We start from the raw sequence: 16,091 nt of genomic DNA on the forward strand, positions 1-16,091 counted from the left end.
AACATCCTGAATGCATGGAGTCATTATGCACGACTCGCTCAGACCCCCATTGGTGGTGTGGTGCTGCTGCGTCAGTGTCGGCTGGCCAGAGGGGTGCCGGGCACTTTCAGGGCAGCGGTCAGGCGGCCTTCTTGATCGCCTTGACGGCCTTGAGCACGTCTTCGACGTGACCGGGGACTTTCAGGCCTCGCCATTCCTGGATCAGAACACCGTCGGCGCCGATCAGGAAAGTGCTGCGCTCGATGCCCTTGACCTTCTTGCCGTACATGATCTTGTTCTTGACCACGCCGAACATGTGGCACATCTTTTCTTCCGTATCGGCGATCAGCTCGAAAGGAAGCTCAAGTTTGGCCTTGAAGTCATCGTGGGAATTCATGTTGTCGCGGGAAACGCCGTAGACTTGCGCGCCTGCCTTGACGAAATCCTTGTACTTGTCACGGAACTGCATTGCTTCCGTGGTACAACCCGGGGTGTTGTCTTTGGGGTAAAAATAGAGAACGACGGTTTGCCCCATCAGCGACTGGTTGGTGATTTTGTCACCGCCGGTGGCTTGGGCTTCAAATTCGGGAACGGGTTTGTTGACAACGACTGCCATGCTGCGAGGACCCCTGACGTAAAAGGATGGAGGATTCGGTGGCGAGCCCGATCTGACTGCGACCCTGGAGCGGGTCGGGATCTGAGCGGGTAACCTGTTTATTTTAACCGATTCTGGATATCCCTGCCCGAGGGCATTCCCTCTTGCGCCAGAGCGGGCTTTGTTGCAGTCTTGCTAGCACGCCATCCAGTTGTCATGCGGCTGACAAAGGCGGTCGCATGAATTGCTGCCTCCAGGGCCTCAGACTTCTTCCTGCAGAAGAATGGCCAGTACGTGCCGGCCTTCACCGGCGAGGACGTTGAACGTCCGACAGGCTGCTTGTGTGTCCATGGTTTCCAGGCCGACGCGCTGCGAGGTCAGCACAGCCGTGTGTTTGGGGTGCACAAACCGCAGCTGCTCTCCGGTTCCCAGAATCACAAGTTCCGGACGCGGTTCGCCAGCGAGTTCCAGCAACTGCTCGAAATGAGTCGCCTGCATGGACGGCAGGGGCACGGGAACCCATTGACTGAGGATGCCAGCCTCTGACGACAGCACGAAGCTGGCGTGCATGCGCTCGCCATTGACGGCAATCCAGCCCGGTCCGTAGGCCGAGATACTGTGTTGTTCAGGTCTGTCTGCGTGCAGCTTCATGTGCCGATGGCTTGCGGGGCGGGTAATCTGTGGTCAAATTGCAGGTTTTCCCTGCGCATGGCGCCCATACTAGCGTCCCGGGGCGGGACTCCTCAAATGTAGGGTCTCTGCCTGTCTAGTTGTTCGCTGCTGATGATTTGCCAGGAACACTGCTTTTTCGCCAGGAGGCCTCTTGAAGACGATTCGCAAGTCCGCCAAGCTCAACAACGTACTGTATGACGTGCGAGGACCGATTGTGGATGCGGCGCGCCAGATGGAGGACGAAGGGCAGAAGATCATCAAGCTGAACATCGGCAACCTGGCTGCATTCGGCTTTGATGCGCCCGAGGAGATTCAGCAGGACATGATTCGCAACCTGCCCAATTCGGCAGGCTACTCGGACAGCAAAGGCATCTTTGCGGCCCGCAAGGCGGTGATGCACTACACCCAGCAGCAGGGGATCAAGGGCATCACGCTCGACGATATTTATCTGGGAAATGGCGCCAGTGACCTGATCGCGATGGCCATTGACGTGCTGCTGGACGAGGGTGACGAGTTGCTGGTGCCTGCACCAGACTATCCCCTTTGGACGGCGGCAGCGAGCCTGGCAGGCGGTACGCCGGTGCACTATATGTGCGATGAGGCCAACGACTGGATGCCCAACCTGGACGACATCCGAAGCAAGATCACGCCACGCACCAAAGGCCTGGTGGTCATCAACCCCAACAACCCCACCGGTGCGCTCTACAGCGACGAACTGCTCAAGGGCCTGATCGACATTGCACGCGAGCACGAACTGGTGCTGCTGGCCGACGAGGTGTACGACAAGGTGCTGTACGACGGTGTGAAGCACACTGCGCTGGCCAGTCTGGCGGACGATGTGCTCACGCTGACATTCAACTCCTTGTCCAAGGCATACCGTGCTTGCGGATACCGTGCGGGCTGGATGCACATTGCAGGCCCGAAGGAGTGCGCGCGCGACTATATCGACGGGCTGAACATGCTGGCCAACATCAAGCTCGGCTCCAACGTGCCGGGCCAGTATGCGGTGCAGACGGCGCTGGGCGGCTATCAGAGCATTCAGGACCTGGTCAAGGAGGGCGGGCGCCTGCGCCGCCAGCGCGACATGGCCTACGAACTCATCACGGCCATTCCCGGCGTCACTTGCGTGAAGCCGAAGGCGGCTCTGTACATGTTCCCCAGGCTTGATCCGGCCATGTATCCGGTGGCGGACGACCGGCAGTTTTTCATGGAGCTGCTGCGGGCCACGCGTGTGATGCTGGTGCAGGGCTCTGGCTTCAACTACCCGGACAACCAGCATTTCCGGATCGTGTTTCTCCCGCATGAGGACGACTTGCAGGAAGCCATTGGCCGAGTGGCCAGGTTTCTGGAGCAATGGCGCCTGCGACATGCGAGCAAACCGGCGGCGTGATGCCGTGAGAGCACTGACAGGCACCAGGCACTCGAGAGAGACAGGCGAGCAATTTTTCACATCCGGGGTTGGCCCCGGTTCTTTCAAGATCCCCAAAGATCAGATCAGACTAGACACATGAAACCGATACAAGTTGGCCTGCTGGGCATCGGCACTGTTGGCAGTGGCACCTTCAACGTTCTGACTCGCAATCAGGAAGAAATCAAAGGCCGCGCCGGTCGCGGTATCGAGATCACCATGGTCGCCGACCTGAACGTTGAGCGCGCCCGCTCCATCGTCGGTGACGGCGTGCAGGTGGTGGACGACGCTCGCAAGGTCATCGAAAACCCCGACATCGACATCGTGATCGAGCTGATTGGCGGATATGGCATTGCCAAGACGCTGGTGATGGAGGCCATTGCCGCCGGCAAGCATGTGGTCACGGCCAACAAGGCCTTGCTGGCCGTGCATGGCCCTGAGATCTTCGCTGCCGCATCTGCCAAAGGTGTGATGGTGGCGTTCGAGGCAGCTGTCGCTGGCGGAATTCCGATCATCAAGGCCTTGCGTGAGGGCCTGACGGCCAACCGCATCGAGTGGGTGGCGGGCATCGTCAACGGCACGACCAATTTCATTCTTTCCGAAATGCGCGACAAGGGCCTGGACTTTGAAGTCGTGCTGAAAGAAGCCCAGCGTCTGGGCTATGCCGAAGCAGACCCGACATTCGACATTGAAGGCGTGGATGCGGCGCACAAGGTCACGCTGATGAGCGCCATTGCCTTTGGCATTCCGGTCCAGTTTGACAAGGCCTACACCGAAGGCATCACCAAGCTGTCGTCGGTGGACATCCGCTACGCCGAGCAGCTGGGCTATCGCATCAAGCTGCTGGGCATCACCAAGCGTGCTGCCAAGGGTGTGGAGTTGCGCGTGCACCCCTGCCTGGTGCCGGCCAAGCGCCTGATTGCCAACGTGGAGGGTGCCATGAATGCGGTGGTGGTCGAGGCCGACGCCGTGGGAACAACGCTGTACTACGGACAGGGCGCCGGCAGCGAGCCGACCGCCAGTGCTGTGGTGGCTGACCTGGTGGATGTGACCCGACTGCACACGGCAGATCCTACGCACCGTGTGCCCCACCTGGCGTTCCAGCCAGGCGCCATGTCGGATGAGGCGGTGCTGCCGATGGAAGAAGTGGTGACCAGTTACTACCTGCGCATGCGTGTGGCCGACCAGACGGGCGTCCTGACAAAGGTGACTGGCTTGCTGGCAGAAGCCGGTATCAGCATCGATGCAGTGCTCCAGCGCGAGTCTGACGAGATCAGCGGTGAGGATGGCAACCAGACGGATCTGATCATCCTGACCCACGACACCCGCGAGGGCGAGATGAATGCGACGCTGGAGAAGATTCAGACATTGCCTTCAGTGCTGGCGCCGATCGTGCGCATCCGCAAGGAAGAGCTCAACTGAGCGCCTGGCGAGAGCCATCAAGACCCACTGTCAGAGACACGACGTTCGAATCCGACACCCATGCGATACCTGAGCACGCGCGGTCATCCGGACCGCAAGCATTTTTGTGAAATCCTGCTGGAAGGGCTGGCACCGGACGGTGGTCTGTACCTGCCGGAGCGCTACCCTGAGGTCAACGAGGCCATGTTGGCCGAGTTGCGCAAAACCTACCAGGACGAGGGCTATGCGGCACTGGCATTCAAGGTGCTGTCGCTCTACATCGATGACATTCCTCAAACGGATTTGCGCGCCATTTGCGATCGCACCTACACCGAAACCGCTTTCGGCACTTCGGCAATCGTGCCACTTAAGCCGCTCGAAGAGGGCGTTTGCCTTGAGGCCTTGTCCAACGGGCCGACGCTGGCCTTCAAGGACATGGCCATGCAACTGCTGGGCAACCTGTTCGAGTACGAACTGGACCGCCGCGGGGCAGAGTTGAATATCCTGGGCGCTACCAGCGGTGACACCGGCAGCGCGGCCGAGTACGCCATGCGAGGCAAGAAGGGCGTGCGTGTGTTCATGCTCAGCCCCCATGGGCGCATGAGCCCGTTCCAGCAGGCACAAATGTTCAGCCTGATGGACGAGAACATTCACAACATCGCCATTGAGGGTGTGTTCGATGACTGCCAGGACATTGTCAAGGCGGTCAGCAACGACCTCGAGTTCAAACGGAACCACAAGATCGGCACCGTGAACTCCATCAACTGGGCGCGTCTGCTTGCTCAGGTGGTTTACTACTTTGCGGGCTACTTCCAGGCGACATCCGGCAATACTGAGAAGGTCAGCTTCTCGGTGCCATCGGGCAACTTCGGCAACGTCTGTGCTGGCCATGTGGCGCGGCAGATGGGGTTGCCCATCGATCGCCTGATCGTGGCCACCAATGAAAACGATGTGCTCGACGAGTTCTTCCGCACTGGTGTTTACCGGGTGCGTGGCAGCGCCGACACTTATGAGACGTCCAGCCCGTCCATGGATATCTCGAAGGCGAGCAACTTTGAGCGCTTCATTTTCGATCTGGTGGGGCGCGATGCAGATGTGACGCGGCAGCTGTTCGCCGACGAGGTGGCCATTCACGGCCGCTTTGATCTGAGCAAGCACCCCAGCTTTGATCTTGCGACCAGGCAGTTTGGCTTTGTCAGCGGCAAGAGCACGCACGCCGATCGGCTGCAGACGATCAGGAAAGTCTGGGAAGACCATCAGGTGATGATCGACACCCACACGGCAGATGGCGTCAAGGTTGCCCGTGAGCGCCGGCTCCCACAGGAAAATGTCATCGTGCTGGAGACGGCATTGCCGATCAAATTTGCCGAGACCATCGAAGAGGCGCTGGGTATTCCGCCTGAGCGTCCGGCCAAGTTTGAGGGCATTGAGGGCTTGCCCAAACGCGTCCATGTGATGCAGGCCGACGTGGTCGCCGTCAAGAAGTACATCAATGAACACTGCCATGTGGCCACGTGAGTCGGCTGCGTGCCGGACTCAATTCTGACTGGAACGGCAAACCATGAAGGTGATCGGATTCGCCGGGAGTTCGAACTCGGGCAAGACGACCTTGATCGAGCAACTGATTCCTGCGCTCAAGGAAAAGGGTTTGCGGGTATCGGTGATCAAGCACGCCCATCACAAGCTCGAGATTGACCGCCCGGGCAAAGACACCTATCGCCACCGTGAGGCAGGTGCTTTTGAAGTGGTGGCGGCTTCCCCTCAGCGCATGGTTCTGATGCGCGAGTTCGAGCGCACACACGAGATGTCGGTCCACCACCTGATCGGTGAGCTCTACCCGGGAGTGGACTGGGTGATCATCGAAGGCTTCAAGGATGCCGACATCGGAAAGATCGAGGTTTGGTCCAGCGAAGGCACCGGCGCTCCGCTGTTCGAGCTGGATCCGTTTGTGGTGGCGGTGGCCACGGATCAGCCGGACAAGCTGACGGAGTCGACTCAGCTGCCCGTTTTCTCACGGAACGATGCAGCCGCCATTGCCCAGTGGATGGTCGACCACGGAGAACGGTTCGAATACAACGCTGCGGCATACGATTGACGCAGGTGATCGGCCGAACAGGCCGGTCACTCAGAGAGGAGAGACACGAGACATGAATGCACCTGAGAACCAGCAGCCATTACAGCGGGCCCCTCTGATGGCGTTGAGTGAAGCGCTGTCCGATCTGCTCTCCCGGGTCGAGCCTTTGGGCTCGACGGATGACATTCCGACGTTTGAGGCAGACGGTCGCGTGCTGGCCGAGGCCCTGACTTCTGCGCTGAGTGTGCCCGCCCTGGACAACTCCTCCATGGACGGTTATGCGCTGCGCTGCAGCGACGTCAGTGAAGTGAGCGCAGTGTTGCCAATCTCCCAGCGCATCCCGGCCGGGCACGAAGCCCAGCCACTGGAGCCAGGCACTTGCGCCCGCATTTTCACCGGTGCTCCGCTGCCCGAAGGCGCGGATGCGGTAGTGATGCAGGAGGAGACACGCGAAGTCAGCGGCGACATGCATGCCGTGCACATCGACATATTGCCCAAGCCGGGTCAATGGGTCCGTCGCGCCGGCGAGGACGTCACCCGTGGCACCGTGGTGTTGCCCAAGGGGCAGGTGCTCAGCCCGGCAGAGATCGGTCTGGCTGCCAGCATCGGCATGGCGCGGCTGCAGGTGGTGGGCCGGCCGCGGGTAGCGCTTTTTTCAACTGGAGACGAGCTGGTCATGCCCGGCGATGTGGCACCCCAGGACATGAAGCCTGGCGCCATCTACAACTCCAACCGGTTTTTCCTGCGAGCCATGCTCGAACGCCTGGGGTGCGAGGTCAGCGACCTGGGGATCGTGCCAGACAGTCGGGACAAGACACTCGCGGCGCTCAAGAGCGCTGCCGACCACCACGACCTGATCCTGACCAGTGGCGGCGTGTCAGTGGGTGAAGAAGATCACATCAAGCCCGCCGTGCAGGCACTGGGTAGCCTGGATCTGTGGAAGATCGCCATGAAGCCGGGCAAACCCTTCGCTTACGGAACCGTTCGAAGGGATGCCGGGGCAGGCGCTGAGCAGGCCAGCCCCTGCCATTTCATCGGGTTGCCCGGCAATCCAGTGTCCAGTTTTGTGACTTTCATGCTGTTGGTCCGCCCCTTTCTGCTCAAACTCCAGGGGGCGGCCACTTCGGCCTACAAGCCGGCTTTCCGCCCCGTCATGCTGCCTGCGCATTTCACGGTGACCAAGGCCGAAAAGCGGCGGGAGTTCCTGCGGGTACGCCGCAACGCCAATGGCGGCCTCGACCTTTTCCCCAATCAGAGCTCCGGGGTGTTGACCTCTGCAGTGTGGGGCGACGGGATGGTCGACAACCCGGCTGGCGCCACCATCGCCCATGGTGATCTCGTTCCCTACATCCCCTTTGCGGACCTGCTGGGGTGACAATAGGGGTCATGCCATCCGAGAACAGTATGAAGGTAAAGATCCGCTATTTCGCATCCATCCGGGAAACCATCGGGCAAGGGGCCGAATCGGCCGAGACCAGCGCCTCTACCGTGGGCGAACTTCGCGATGAGCTGATTGCGCGCAATGAGGCCTATGCCGAGGCTCTGAGCCGCTCCCGTGCAGTTCGTGTGGCGCTCAACCAGGTCATGGCAGACGAGAGTGCCGGCTTGGCCGAAGGCGCCGAGATCGGTTTCTTTCCTCCGGTGACCGGCGGCTGACCAGGAGGACAGAAAACATGACCGATCGCGTCACCATCCAGACCGATGATTTCGATCTGTCGGGCGAAGTGGCAGCATTGCGCGCCAACGACCCTCGTGTTGGTGCTGTTTGTTCATTCATCGGCACCGTGCGCGACCGCAACCGTGCAGAAGAGGGCAAAGCGGCCCCTGAAGTGCAATCCATGGAGCTGGAGCACTACCCAGGCATGACCGAGAAGTCGATCGAAGCCATGATCGATGAGGCCATGCAGCGTTTTGATATCTTTGGCGCTCGTGTCATTCACCGGATCGGGCTGCTCAACCCGCTCGATCAGATTGTGCTTGTGGCCGTGAGTTCGGCGCATCGGGGCGAGAGCTTTCAGGCTTGTGAGTTTCTGATGGATTACCTCAAGACCCAGGCCCCGTTCTGGAAGAAGGAACAGACGCCCGACGGCGCCAAGTGGGTCGATGCCAGAGTAGCGGACGACGCTGCGCTGGCCCGCTGGGGCATTGAGCGCCCCAACGTCTGACCAGGCAGCAGGGGCCCGTCACGTGAAGCTGGACGTCGCCACACTGGAGCGGGCGACGCTCTCGGCTGTTCCACCTGAAAGCCTGGATGAGAGCCTGCCGGGCTGGCTGGTGCCGCTGGACAGCGGCACAGTGGGCAGGGCCCGTTCAGCTGTGCCGCTATCGCACGAAGCCCCCACCCTGGATGCGGTGGCAGCCGTTGTCGATCGCTACAGACAAAACGGCCTCACGCCAGCGCTTCGCTTGCCTGAGTCGCATACCTTCGCTGAGGCGAGTGACTGGCTCGTGGCGCAGGGATTCAGGAAAAGGCAGCCGACGCACGTCATGGTCGCTGCGCTGGACGGTCTTGTCCTTCCGGTCGCGGCAGCAATGCATGCGATCCGGCTCGATGTCCGGCCTGACGATGCCTGGAAGGCTGTCTTTCTGGGTGAGGGCTTTGATCCAGTGGATGGTGCGTGCCGGGTGAAGATACTGGCAAGGGCGCTTGAAAGCCGCTACGCGAGCATTCGGGCCGGGCAGGCAGCCGTGGCCTGCGGAATGGCCAGCCTCGGACATGGATGGCTGGGCATTCACGGCATGCGAACGCTCGGGCCGTATCGCCGGCAGGGCATGGCCTCTGCCCTGATGTTGGCCATGGTGAATGCGGCACGGGAAGTCGGCCTCCAACGCGCATTTCTGCAGGTCGACGGAGCCAACCAATCTGCCGAGCGGCTCTACGAGCGAATGGGCTTCAAACGGGCATGGACCTACGCGTACTGGGGGTAGTAGGCTTGGGCAAGGTGCCTCCGGCCATTGCACCTCTTGAAATTCGGGCGGAGGGCACCACATGTTGATCAGTTCAAATCACTGGGAGTGAGCATTCATGCGACTCGACAAACTGACCACCAAATTCCAGGAAGCTCTGGGAGATGCACAGAGCCTGGCGCTCGGCGGCGACCATGCCTACATCGAACCTGCCCATGTTCTGCTGGCCATGCTGCGCCAGGAGGATGGGCCGAAATCACTCTTGCAGCGAGCGGGCGTCAACGTGCCCAGCCTGACCAAAATGGCTGAAGATGCTGTCAAGCGTTTGCCCGAAGTGGAGGGGCAGGACCAGGTGCAGCCGGGCTCAGAGCTGATCAAGCTGCTGCAGGCCACCGAGAAGGAGGCTATCAAGCGCGGCGATGCGTTCATCGCCAGCGAGCTGTATCTGCTGGCCGTGGCCGACCACAAGGGTGAGCTGGGCCGGATGGCCAATGAAAGCGGCCTCACACGCAAGAGCCTGGAATCGGCCATTGAAGCCGTCCGTGGCGGACAGCCCATGGACAGCGCTGAAGGCGAGAGCCAGCGTGAAGCCCTCAAGAAATACACCCTGGACCTCACAGAACGTGCGCGTCAAGGCAAGCTCGACCCGGTCATTGGCCGTGACGACGAGATCCGCCGCGCGATCCAGGTGCTGCAGCGGCGAAGCAAGAACAACCCTGTCCTCATCGGAGAGCCGGGCGTCGGCAAGACGGCCATCGTTGAAGGTCTGGCGCAACGCATCGTCAACGGCGAAGTGCCCGAGACCCTGCGAGACAAGCGCGTGCTGGTCCTGGACATGGCTGGTCTGCTGGCTGGTGCCAAATACCGTGGCGAATTTGAAGAACGCCTGAAATCGGTGCTCAAGGAAGTGGCGCATGACGAAGGCCGCATCATCCTGTTCATCGACGAAATCCACACCATGGTGGGTGCAGGCAAGGCCGAAGGCGCCATCGATGCCGGCAACATGCTCAAGCCGGCGCTCGCCCGCGGTGAGCTGCACTGCATCGGCGCAACGACCCTGGACGAATACCGCAAGTACATCGAAAAAGATGCTGCGCTGGAGCGGCGCTTCCAGAAAGTGCTGGTGGAAGAACCTACGGTCGAGCAGACCATCGCCATCTTGCGTGGCTTGCAGGAGAAATACGAGGTGCATCACGGTGTCGAGATCACGGACCCGGCCATTGTGGCGGCGGCCGAGCTCTCCAACCGCTACATCACCGATCGCTTCCTGCCAGACAAGGCCATCGACCTGATCGATGAAGCGGCGGCCAAGATCAAGATCGAGATCGACTCCAAGCCGGAAGTCATGGACAAGCTCGACCGTCGCCTGATCCAGCTCAAAATCGAGCGCGAGGCTGTCAAGAAGGAAACCGACGAGGCTTCCCAGAAGCGTCTGGGCCTGCTGGATGAAGAGATTGAGCGCCTGCAAAAAGAATCGGCCGATCTGGAGGAAATCTGGAAGTCCGAAAAGGCCCAGGCCCAAGGCAGCCAGCATGTGCGCGAGGAAATTGAGAAGCTTCGCTTGAAGATCGAGGAATCTACCCGCAAGGGCGACTTCAACAAGGTCGCCGAGCTGCAGTACGGCAAGCTGCCCGAGCTGGAGAAGCAGCTCAGGGAAGCACAGGCCAAGGAGGAAGCCAAGTCTGGCGGAGAGGCCCCTCAACTGCTGCGCACGCAAGTGGGGGCCGAAGAGATCGCCGAAGTGGTCAGTCGTGCCACGGGCATCCCGGTCTCCAAGATGATGCAAGGCGAGCGGGAAAAGCTGCTGCGCATGGAAGACAAGCTGCACGAGCGTGTGGTCGGCCAGGACGAAGCTATTCAGGCGGTGGCCAACGCCATCCGCCGTTCGCGCTCGGGCCTGTCCGATCCGAACCGCCCGCTGGGATCGTTTCTGTTCCTCGGACCCACTGGCGTGGGCAAGACCGAACTGTGCAAGGCTTTGGCCGGCTTCCTGTTTGACAGTGAAGAGCACCTGGTTCGCATCGACATGAGCGAGTTCATGGAAAAGCACTCAGTGGCCCGCTTGATCGGTGCGCCTCCGGGCTACGTGGGCTACGAAGAGGGCGGCTACCTGACCGAAGCCGTGCGTCGCAAGCCGTACTCCGTGCTCCTGCTCGACGAGGTGGAGAAGGCCCATCCGGATGTCTTCAACGTGTTGCTGCAAGTGCTGGACGATGGTCGCCTCACCGATGGTCAGGGCCGAACCGTGGACTTCAAGAACACGGTGATTGTCATGACCAGCAATATCGGTTCACACCTGATTCAGGCGATGGTGGGCGAGCCGGCAGACGACATCAAGGAAGCGGTGTGGGGTGAGCTCAAGCAGCACTTCCGTCCGGAGTTCCTGAACCGGATCGACGAGACGGTGGTGTTCCACGGTCTGGATGCCAAGCACATCGAAGCGATTGCGGCGATTCAGCTCAAGGCACTGCAGGCCCGACTGCGCGACATGGAGCTGCGCCTGGAAGTGTCGCCGGCAGCGATGTCGGAATTGTCCAAGGTCGGTTTCGACCCGGTGTTTGGTGCGCGTCCGCTCAAGCGGGCAATCCAGCAGAGGATCGAGAACCCTTTGTCCAAGCTATTGCTGGAAGGGCGCTATCCACCGAAGTCGGTCATCGAAGTCAAGGTCGACCCCGTCCATCAGCCAGGTGTGTTCGAGTTCGGCGACGCTGTCGCCATGGACTGACACTGACAGATCCGTCGACACATGAGAAAGGCCCGGTGCGCCATTGCACCGGGCCCTTTTTTGTGTGCGCTCGCAACGTCGATTGAGTGGGGGCTCAAGTGCCTTCAGTGAACACCTTGGCATAGGTGTCGCGCAGCACGTTCTTTTGCACCTTGCCCATGACGTTTCGGGGCAGGGCGTCGACCACGAACAGCTTTTTGGGCGATTTGAAGCCTGCAATCGTGGACTTGATGGCCTGAATGAGTGCATCCGCCTCCAGCGACTGCCCGGCGGCTGGCACCACCACGGCCACCACCCCTTCGCCCAGATCCGGGTGGGGGCAGCCGATGACGGCTGATTCGGCCACGCCGGTCATGTCGTTGATATAGCCTTCAACCTCGGCTGGATAGACGTTGTAGCCACCGGAGATGATCAAGTCCTTGCTGCGGCCGACGATCTGCACATATCCGTTGGCATCGATGCGGCCCACATCGCCGGTTTTGAACCAGCCGTCAGAGGTGAACTCTTTCTGGTTGGCTTCCGGCATGCGCCAGTAGCCGGGAAACACGTTGGGCCCGCGCACTTCAATGCCGCCGATCTCGCCTGCTGGGCGTACTTTGCCTTCTTCGCCCATGATGCGAACGTCCACGCCGGGAAGCGGGCGGCCCACCGTTCCCGCTACCCGTGGTCCTTCAGACGCACGGTAGGGGTTGGAGGTCAGCATGGCGGTTTCGCTCATGCCATAGCGCTCCAGGATGGTGTGTCCGGTGCGCTCCTGCCAGGCGTTGAAGGTATCGGGCAGCAGCGGGGCAGAGCCGCTGATGAACAAACGCATGTGCGCGGAGGCGGCCTGATTCAGTCCGGCCTCCTGCAGCAGGCGGACATACAGCGTGGGTACACCCATGAACACGGTGCCTTCTTCCATCCAGGCCAGGGTCTGGGTCGGACTGAACTTGCTCATCCACAGGGTCTTGCTGGCACTGAGCAGTGCGCAATGCATGGCCACGAAAAGCCCGTGCACGTGGAAGATGGGCAGTGCGTGGATCAGCACATCGCCTGGCTCCCAGCCCCACAGCGCGTGCAGTGTTTTGGCATTCGAGAGCAGGTTCCTGTGGGTAAGCTGCGCCCCTTTGCTTCGGCCGGTGGTGCCGCTGGTGTAGAGGATGGCCGCCAGGCTGTTCTCCGCAACATCTGCCACGGCCTGGGTTGACGGAAAGGCTTTGAGCGCAGCGAGCAAAGAACCACTGCCGTCGGCGCCGAGCGTGTGCAAATGCCTGACGCCCAGCTTCCGGGTCAAGGCTTCCAGGTCAGCCTGCTTCTCCGGAGAGCCGACAAACAGGCCAGGCTCGGCGTTTTCCATGAAATAGGCCAGCTCGGATGCCTGGTAGGCCGTGTTCAGTGGCACATAGACAAGGCCGCTGCGCAAACAGGCCAGATAGAACAGCAGGGCGGGAACCGATTTCTCGACCTGCACCATGACCCGGTCACCGTGCTCGAGACCGAGGGAGGCAAGCCAGTTCGCCATCTGGGCGGACTGCGCGTCAACGTCATCAAAAGTCCAGGTCTGGCCGTCGTCCGTTTCAATGGCCACCTGGGCACTGGCATGGCCGAAGGCGGCCTGGAAGTTGGCGTAGAGGTTGTGGGAAGTCATAAAGGTGTGCAGATTTCTTCTTCTGTCCGGAAAATGGGGAGTGACGCTGCCCTGATGGCGCATCGGCTCAGTTCGCTGTCGATCGACGAATGCGCCTCACTGCGGGCGAATGACTGACTTTGCGGTCGACAAATTGCTGATGCCTTGTCTCGACCGAACCAATGTCATACAGGTAGTTCACCATCAGGCCGAGCGACTGCTTGATGCCTTTACGCGAAAGGTCGGCCATGAGGTTGATGCGCTCGAGGCGCGCGCCGTTGTCCAGGTGAAAGCGCGCCACTGGGTCGCCACCGGCTGCGTGCGAACCATCGACCAGGTAGTGGGCGCAAAGGGCTTGCAGTGCTTCGCGCACGTTTTTGTTCATGCCTTGCACGTCTTCTGCCTGGGGCGTGGGGTTGGCCTGGCGCCAGCGGGCCACGCGGTCTCTTGCGGCACGCCACTCGTCGTCGTTGCTGTGGGTCGCATCCAGCCATTTCGTCAGCCCCGGGATGGGCGAGAGGGTGCAGAAAGTCTTGAGCTGTGGCAGTTCGCGCTTGAGCTGTCCTGCTACCTTCTTGATGAGGAAGTTGCCCAGAGAGACACCACGCAAGCCAGGCTGGCAGTTGCTGATGGAATAGAAGACCGCCGTGGTGGCCTTGTCATCGAGCTGTGGATCAGGGGTGTTCTCCAGCAGTGGCGCAATCGCGTCAGCCATGTCCCGTACAAGGGCGACTTCCACAAAGATCAGCGGTTCGTCTCCCAGTTGCGGGTGAAAGAAGGCATAGCAGCGCCGGTCGGGCTGCAGACGGCGGCGCAAGTCATTCCAGCCCGAGATCTCATGCACGGCTTCGTGGTGGATGATCTTCTCCAGCAGCGCGGCGCTCGACTGCCAGTCGACCTGTTCCAGCCGGAGAAAGCCGGGATTGAACCAGGAGCTGAGCAGATGCAGAAAATCGGCATCCACCACCGACAACTCAGGGTTGGCCTTGCTCAGATGCATCAAGTCGTTGCGCATGCCCAGCAGCATGGCTGTGCCGCCCGGCGCGCGATTGATTCGGCGAATCAACTCCTGTCGGGGAGGCTCCACAGCGCGTGTGAGTCTGGCCAGATGCTGTGCACTGGGCGAATCACTGTAGCGCTTGGCCGCCTCCAGAACCTGGTCCGCGTCCGGAGAAAACTCCGTCGCCAGCGCTGCAAAGAACGCTTCGCGTCGCCCGGCAGGCAGTTGCTGGTATCTCTCAATGACCTCCACCGCCAGCGTGTAGACGCTGGCCTGGCCCGATTCGGAGACCAGTTGGTGGCAGGAACGTAGCAGGGGTTCGACCGTCTGGTCGCCCATGGCCTTTTTGGTCAGTCGCAGCAGTTTTTCCAGCATGACGGATCAACCCATGAGCAGATCAGGGAGCCAGGTGGCCAATTCGGGCACCAGGCAAAGAATGACAATGGCCACGACCATGCAGCCCATGAACGGCAGGGCGCCGCGCAGGATGGTGGGGAGCCTCACATCAGGGGTGATGCCGTTGATCACAAACAAGTTCAGGCCCACAGGCGGTGTGATCAGACCCAGCTCCATGTTGATGGTGAGCACCACGCCAAACCACACGGGATCGAAACCAGCTGCCGTGATCACAGGCATCAGGATGGGGGTGGTCACCAGGATGATGGCAGCAGGTGGAAGAAACATGCCAGCGACCAGCAACAGCAGGTTGATGGCGGCCAGAATCACCCAGCGGTTGACCTCCATTTCGGCAATGACTTCGGCCACCGACTGGGTCACTTGCAGTGACGACATCATGTAGCCGAACAGGATGGATGTGCCAATCACCAACAGCAGCATCCCGGACTCCCGCAGGCCGTCGCGCAGGATGATCCACAGATCCATCGGGCGCCACACCTTGTAGATGAAGATCACCATGATCAGGCACAGGGCCGCGCCTACGCCGGCTGCCTCCGAAGGTGTGGCGATGCCGCCGTAGAGTGCGTAGATCACGCCAACAATGATGGCAATGAACGGCAGCAGCCGGGGCAGCAGCTCCAGTTTCTCCTCGAGGCTGTAGATCCGGTCCTGGTCCACCAGCACCGTGCCGCGCTTCCAGCTCAGGAAAAGGGCCCATGCCATGAACAGGCCGGTCAGCAGCAGGCCAGGCAACACGCCCGCCAGGAACAGGCGGCCGATCGACGTCTCCGATGCAATGCCATAGAGAATCATGGTGATGCTCGGCGGGATCAGAATGCCCAGCGTACCGCCTGCGGCGATCGATCCTGTTGCCAGGTCGGCGTCGTAGCCGCGCTTGCGCATTTCAGGAATGCCCATCTTGCCGATGGCGGCACAAGTGGCGGGTGAGGAGCCGGTCAGGGCAGAGAAAAGCGCACAGGCACCGATGTTGGAAATCACCAGGGAGCCTGGCACCTTGTGCAGCCAGCGGGCGAGGGCTTCATACAGGTCCGATCCCGCGCGCGACGACGCCACAGCAGCGCCCATGATGATGAACATGGGCAAAGACACCAGCGTGAAATCCTCCAGGCCCGAAAAAATGGTTTCCGGAACAAAGTGGATGCTGTTCCACCCATCGAAGAAGATCATGAAGCCCAGGGCAACCGCGCCAAGGCCAAGGGAAATCGGAAGGCCGGTGGCCAGCACGAGAATGGTGGTCGCGAACACAAGCAGACCAATGGCGAGAGGGCTCATGGACACCTTAGGAATGTAGAGGGGTGGGGGGC

Annotated in this window: 14 protein-coding genes; 9 read left to right on the forward strand and 5 right to left on the reverse strand. The window is 60.8% G+C overall.

What is annotated here, in order from left to right; all coding sequences use genetic code 11:
* Positions 1-118: 118 nt before the first annotated feature.
* Positions 119-595 carry a peroxiredoxin gene (locus ABWV89_RS18615; protein WP_353400485.1) on the reverse strand — a complete coding sequence of 159 codons (477 nt, stop codon included), beginning with the start codon at positions 593-595 and terminating at the stop codon, positions 119-121.
* 240 nt (positions 596-835) lie between these two features.
* A complete protein-coding gene (locus ABWV89_RS18620; RefSeq protein WP_353400488.1) occupies positions 836-1,225 on the reverse strand; it encodes an Mth938-like domain-containing protein in 390 nt (129 codons plus the stop codon).
* 172 nt (positions 1,226-1,397) lie between these two features.
* Here ABWV89_RS18620 and ABWV89_RS18625 point away from each other — a divergent pair, with 172 nt between their 5' ends.
* The 9 genes from ABWV89_RS18625 to clpB all read left to right on the forward strand — a co-directional run bounded on the left by ABWV89_RS18625 (position 1,398) and on the right by clpB (position 11,761).
* The gene (locus ABWV89_RS18625) at positions 1,398-2,636 is read left to right on the forward strand and encodes a pyridoxal phosphate-dependent aminotransferase (RefSeq protein WP_353400490.1); all 1,239 of its coding nucleotides are present in this window, start codon (positions 1,398-1,400) and stop codon (positions 2,634-2,636) included.
* A gap of 117 nt (positions 2,637-2,753) precedes the next feature.
* Positions 2,754-4,076: a homoserine dehydrogenase gene (locus ABWV89_RS18630; RefSeq protein WP_353400493.1), complete on the forward strand. Its 1,323-nt coding sequence runs from the start codon at positions 2,754-2,756 to the stop codon at positions 4,074-4,076.
* Positions 4,077-4,136: 60 nt separating this feature from the next.
* Entirely contained in the window at positions 4,137-5,573 is a 1,437-nt protein-coding gene (gene thrC / locus ABWV89_RS18635; RefSeq protein ID WP_353400496.1) for a threonine synthase, read from the forward strand.
* Positions 5,574-5,616: 43 nt separating this feature from the next.
* Entirely contained in the window at positions 5,617-6,150 is a 534-nt protein-coding gene (gene mobB / locus ABWV89_RS18640; RefSeq protein WP_353400498.1) for a molybdopterin-guanine dinucleotide biosynthesis protein B, read from the forward strand.
* Between the two features lie 52 nt (positions 6,151-6,202).
* The gene (locus ABWV89_RS18645) at positions 6,203-7,504 is read left to right on the forward strand and encodes a molybdopterin molybdotransferase MoeA (protein WP_353400501.1); all 1,302 of its coding nucleotides are present in this window, start codon (positions 6,203-6,205) and stop codon (positions 7,502-7,504) included.
* Between the two features lie 29 nt (positions 7,505-7,533).
* Entirely contained in the window at positions 7,534-7,785 is a 252-nt protein-coding gene (gene moaD / locus ABWV89_RS18650; protein WP_353400504.1) for a molybdopterin converting factor subunit 1, read from the forward strand.
* A 17-nt stretch (positions 7,786-7,802) separates the two neighbouring features.
* The gene (locus ABWV89_RS18655; RefSeq protein ID WP_353400507.1) at positions 7,803-8,294 is read left to right on the forward strand and encodes a molybdenum cofactor biosynthesis protein MoaE; all 492 of its coding nucleotides are present in this window, start codon (positions 7,803-7,805) and stop codon (positions 8,292-8,294) included.
* Between the two features lie 22 nt (positions 8,295-8,316).
* Positions 8,317-9,057, forward strand: a complete 741-nt coding sequence (locus ABWV89_RS18660; RefSeq protein ID WP_353400511.1) for a GNAT family N-acetyltransferase — start codon at positions 8,317-8,319, stop codon at positions 9,055-9,057.
* A gap of 97 nt (positions 9,058-9,154) precedes the next feature.
* Entirely contained in the window at positions 9,155-11,761 is a 2,607-nt protein-coding gene (gene clpB / locus ABWV89_RS18665) for an ATP-dependent chaperone ClpB (protein ID WP_353400514.1), read from the forward strand.
* 94 nt (positions 11,762-11,855) lie between these two features.
* Here clpB and ABWV89_RS18670 read toward each other — a convergent pair whose 3' ends face one another.
* From ABWV89_RS18670 to ABWV89_RS18680, 3 genes are all read right to left on the reverse strand, one after another.
* Positions 11,856-13,391 (reverse strand): malonate--CoA ligase, encoded by a 1,536-nt coding sequence (locus tag ABWV89_RS18670; RefSeq protein WP_353400517.1) that lies wholly within the window; start codon positions 13,389-13,391, stop codon positions 11,856-11,858.
* Positions 13,392-13,458: 67 nt separating this feature from the next.
* Positions 13,459-14,745 carry a malonyl-CoA decarboxylase gene (locus ABWV89_RS18675; RefSeq protein ID WP_353400520.1) on the reverse strand — a complete coding sequence of 429 codons (1,287 nt, stop codon included), beginning with the start codon at positions 14,743-14,745 and terminating at the stop codon, positions 13,459-13,461.
* Positions 14,746-14,751: 6 nt separating this feature from the next.
* Positions 14,752-16,059, reverse strand: a complete 1,308-nt coding sequence (locus ABWV89_RS18680) for a TRAP transporter large permease (protein ID WP_353400523.1) — start codon at positions 16,057-16,059, stop codon at positions 14,752-14,754.
* Between the last annotated feature and the right edge of the window lie 32 nt (positions 16,060-16,091).

Source organism: Hydrogenophaga sp. 5NK40-0174 (assembly GCF_040372165.1).
Taxonomy (GTDB): domain Bacteria; phylum Pseudomonadota; class Gammaproteobacteria; order Burkholderiales; family Burkholderiaceae_C; genus Hydrogenophaga.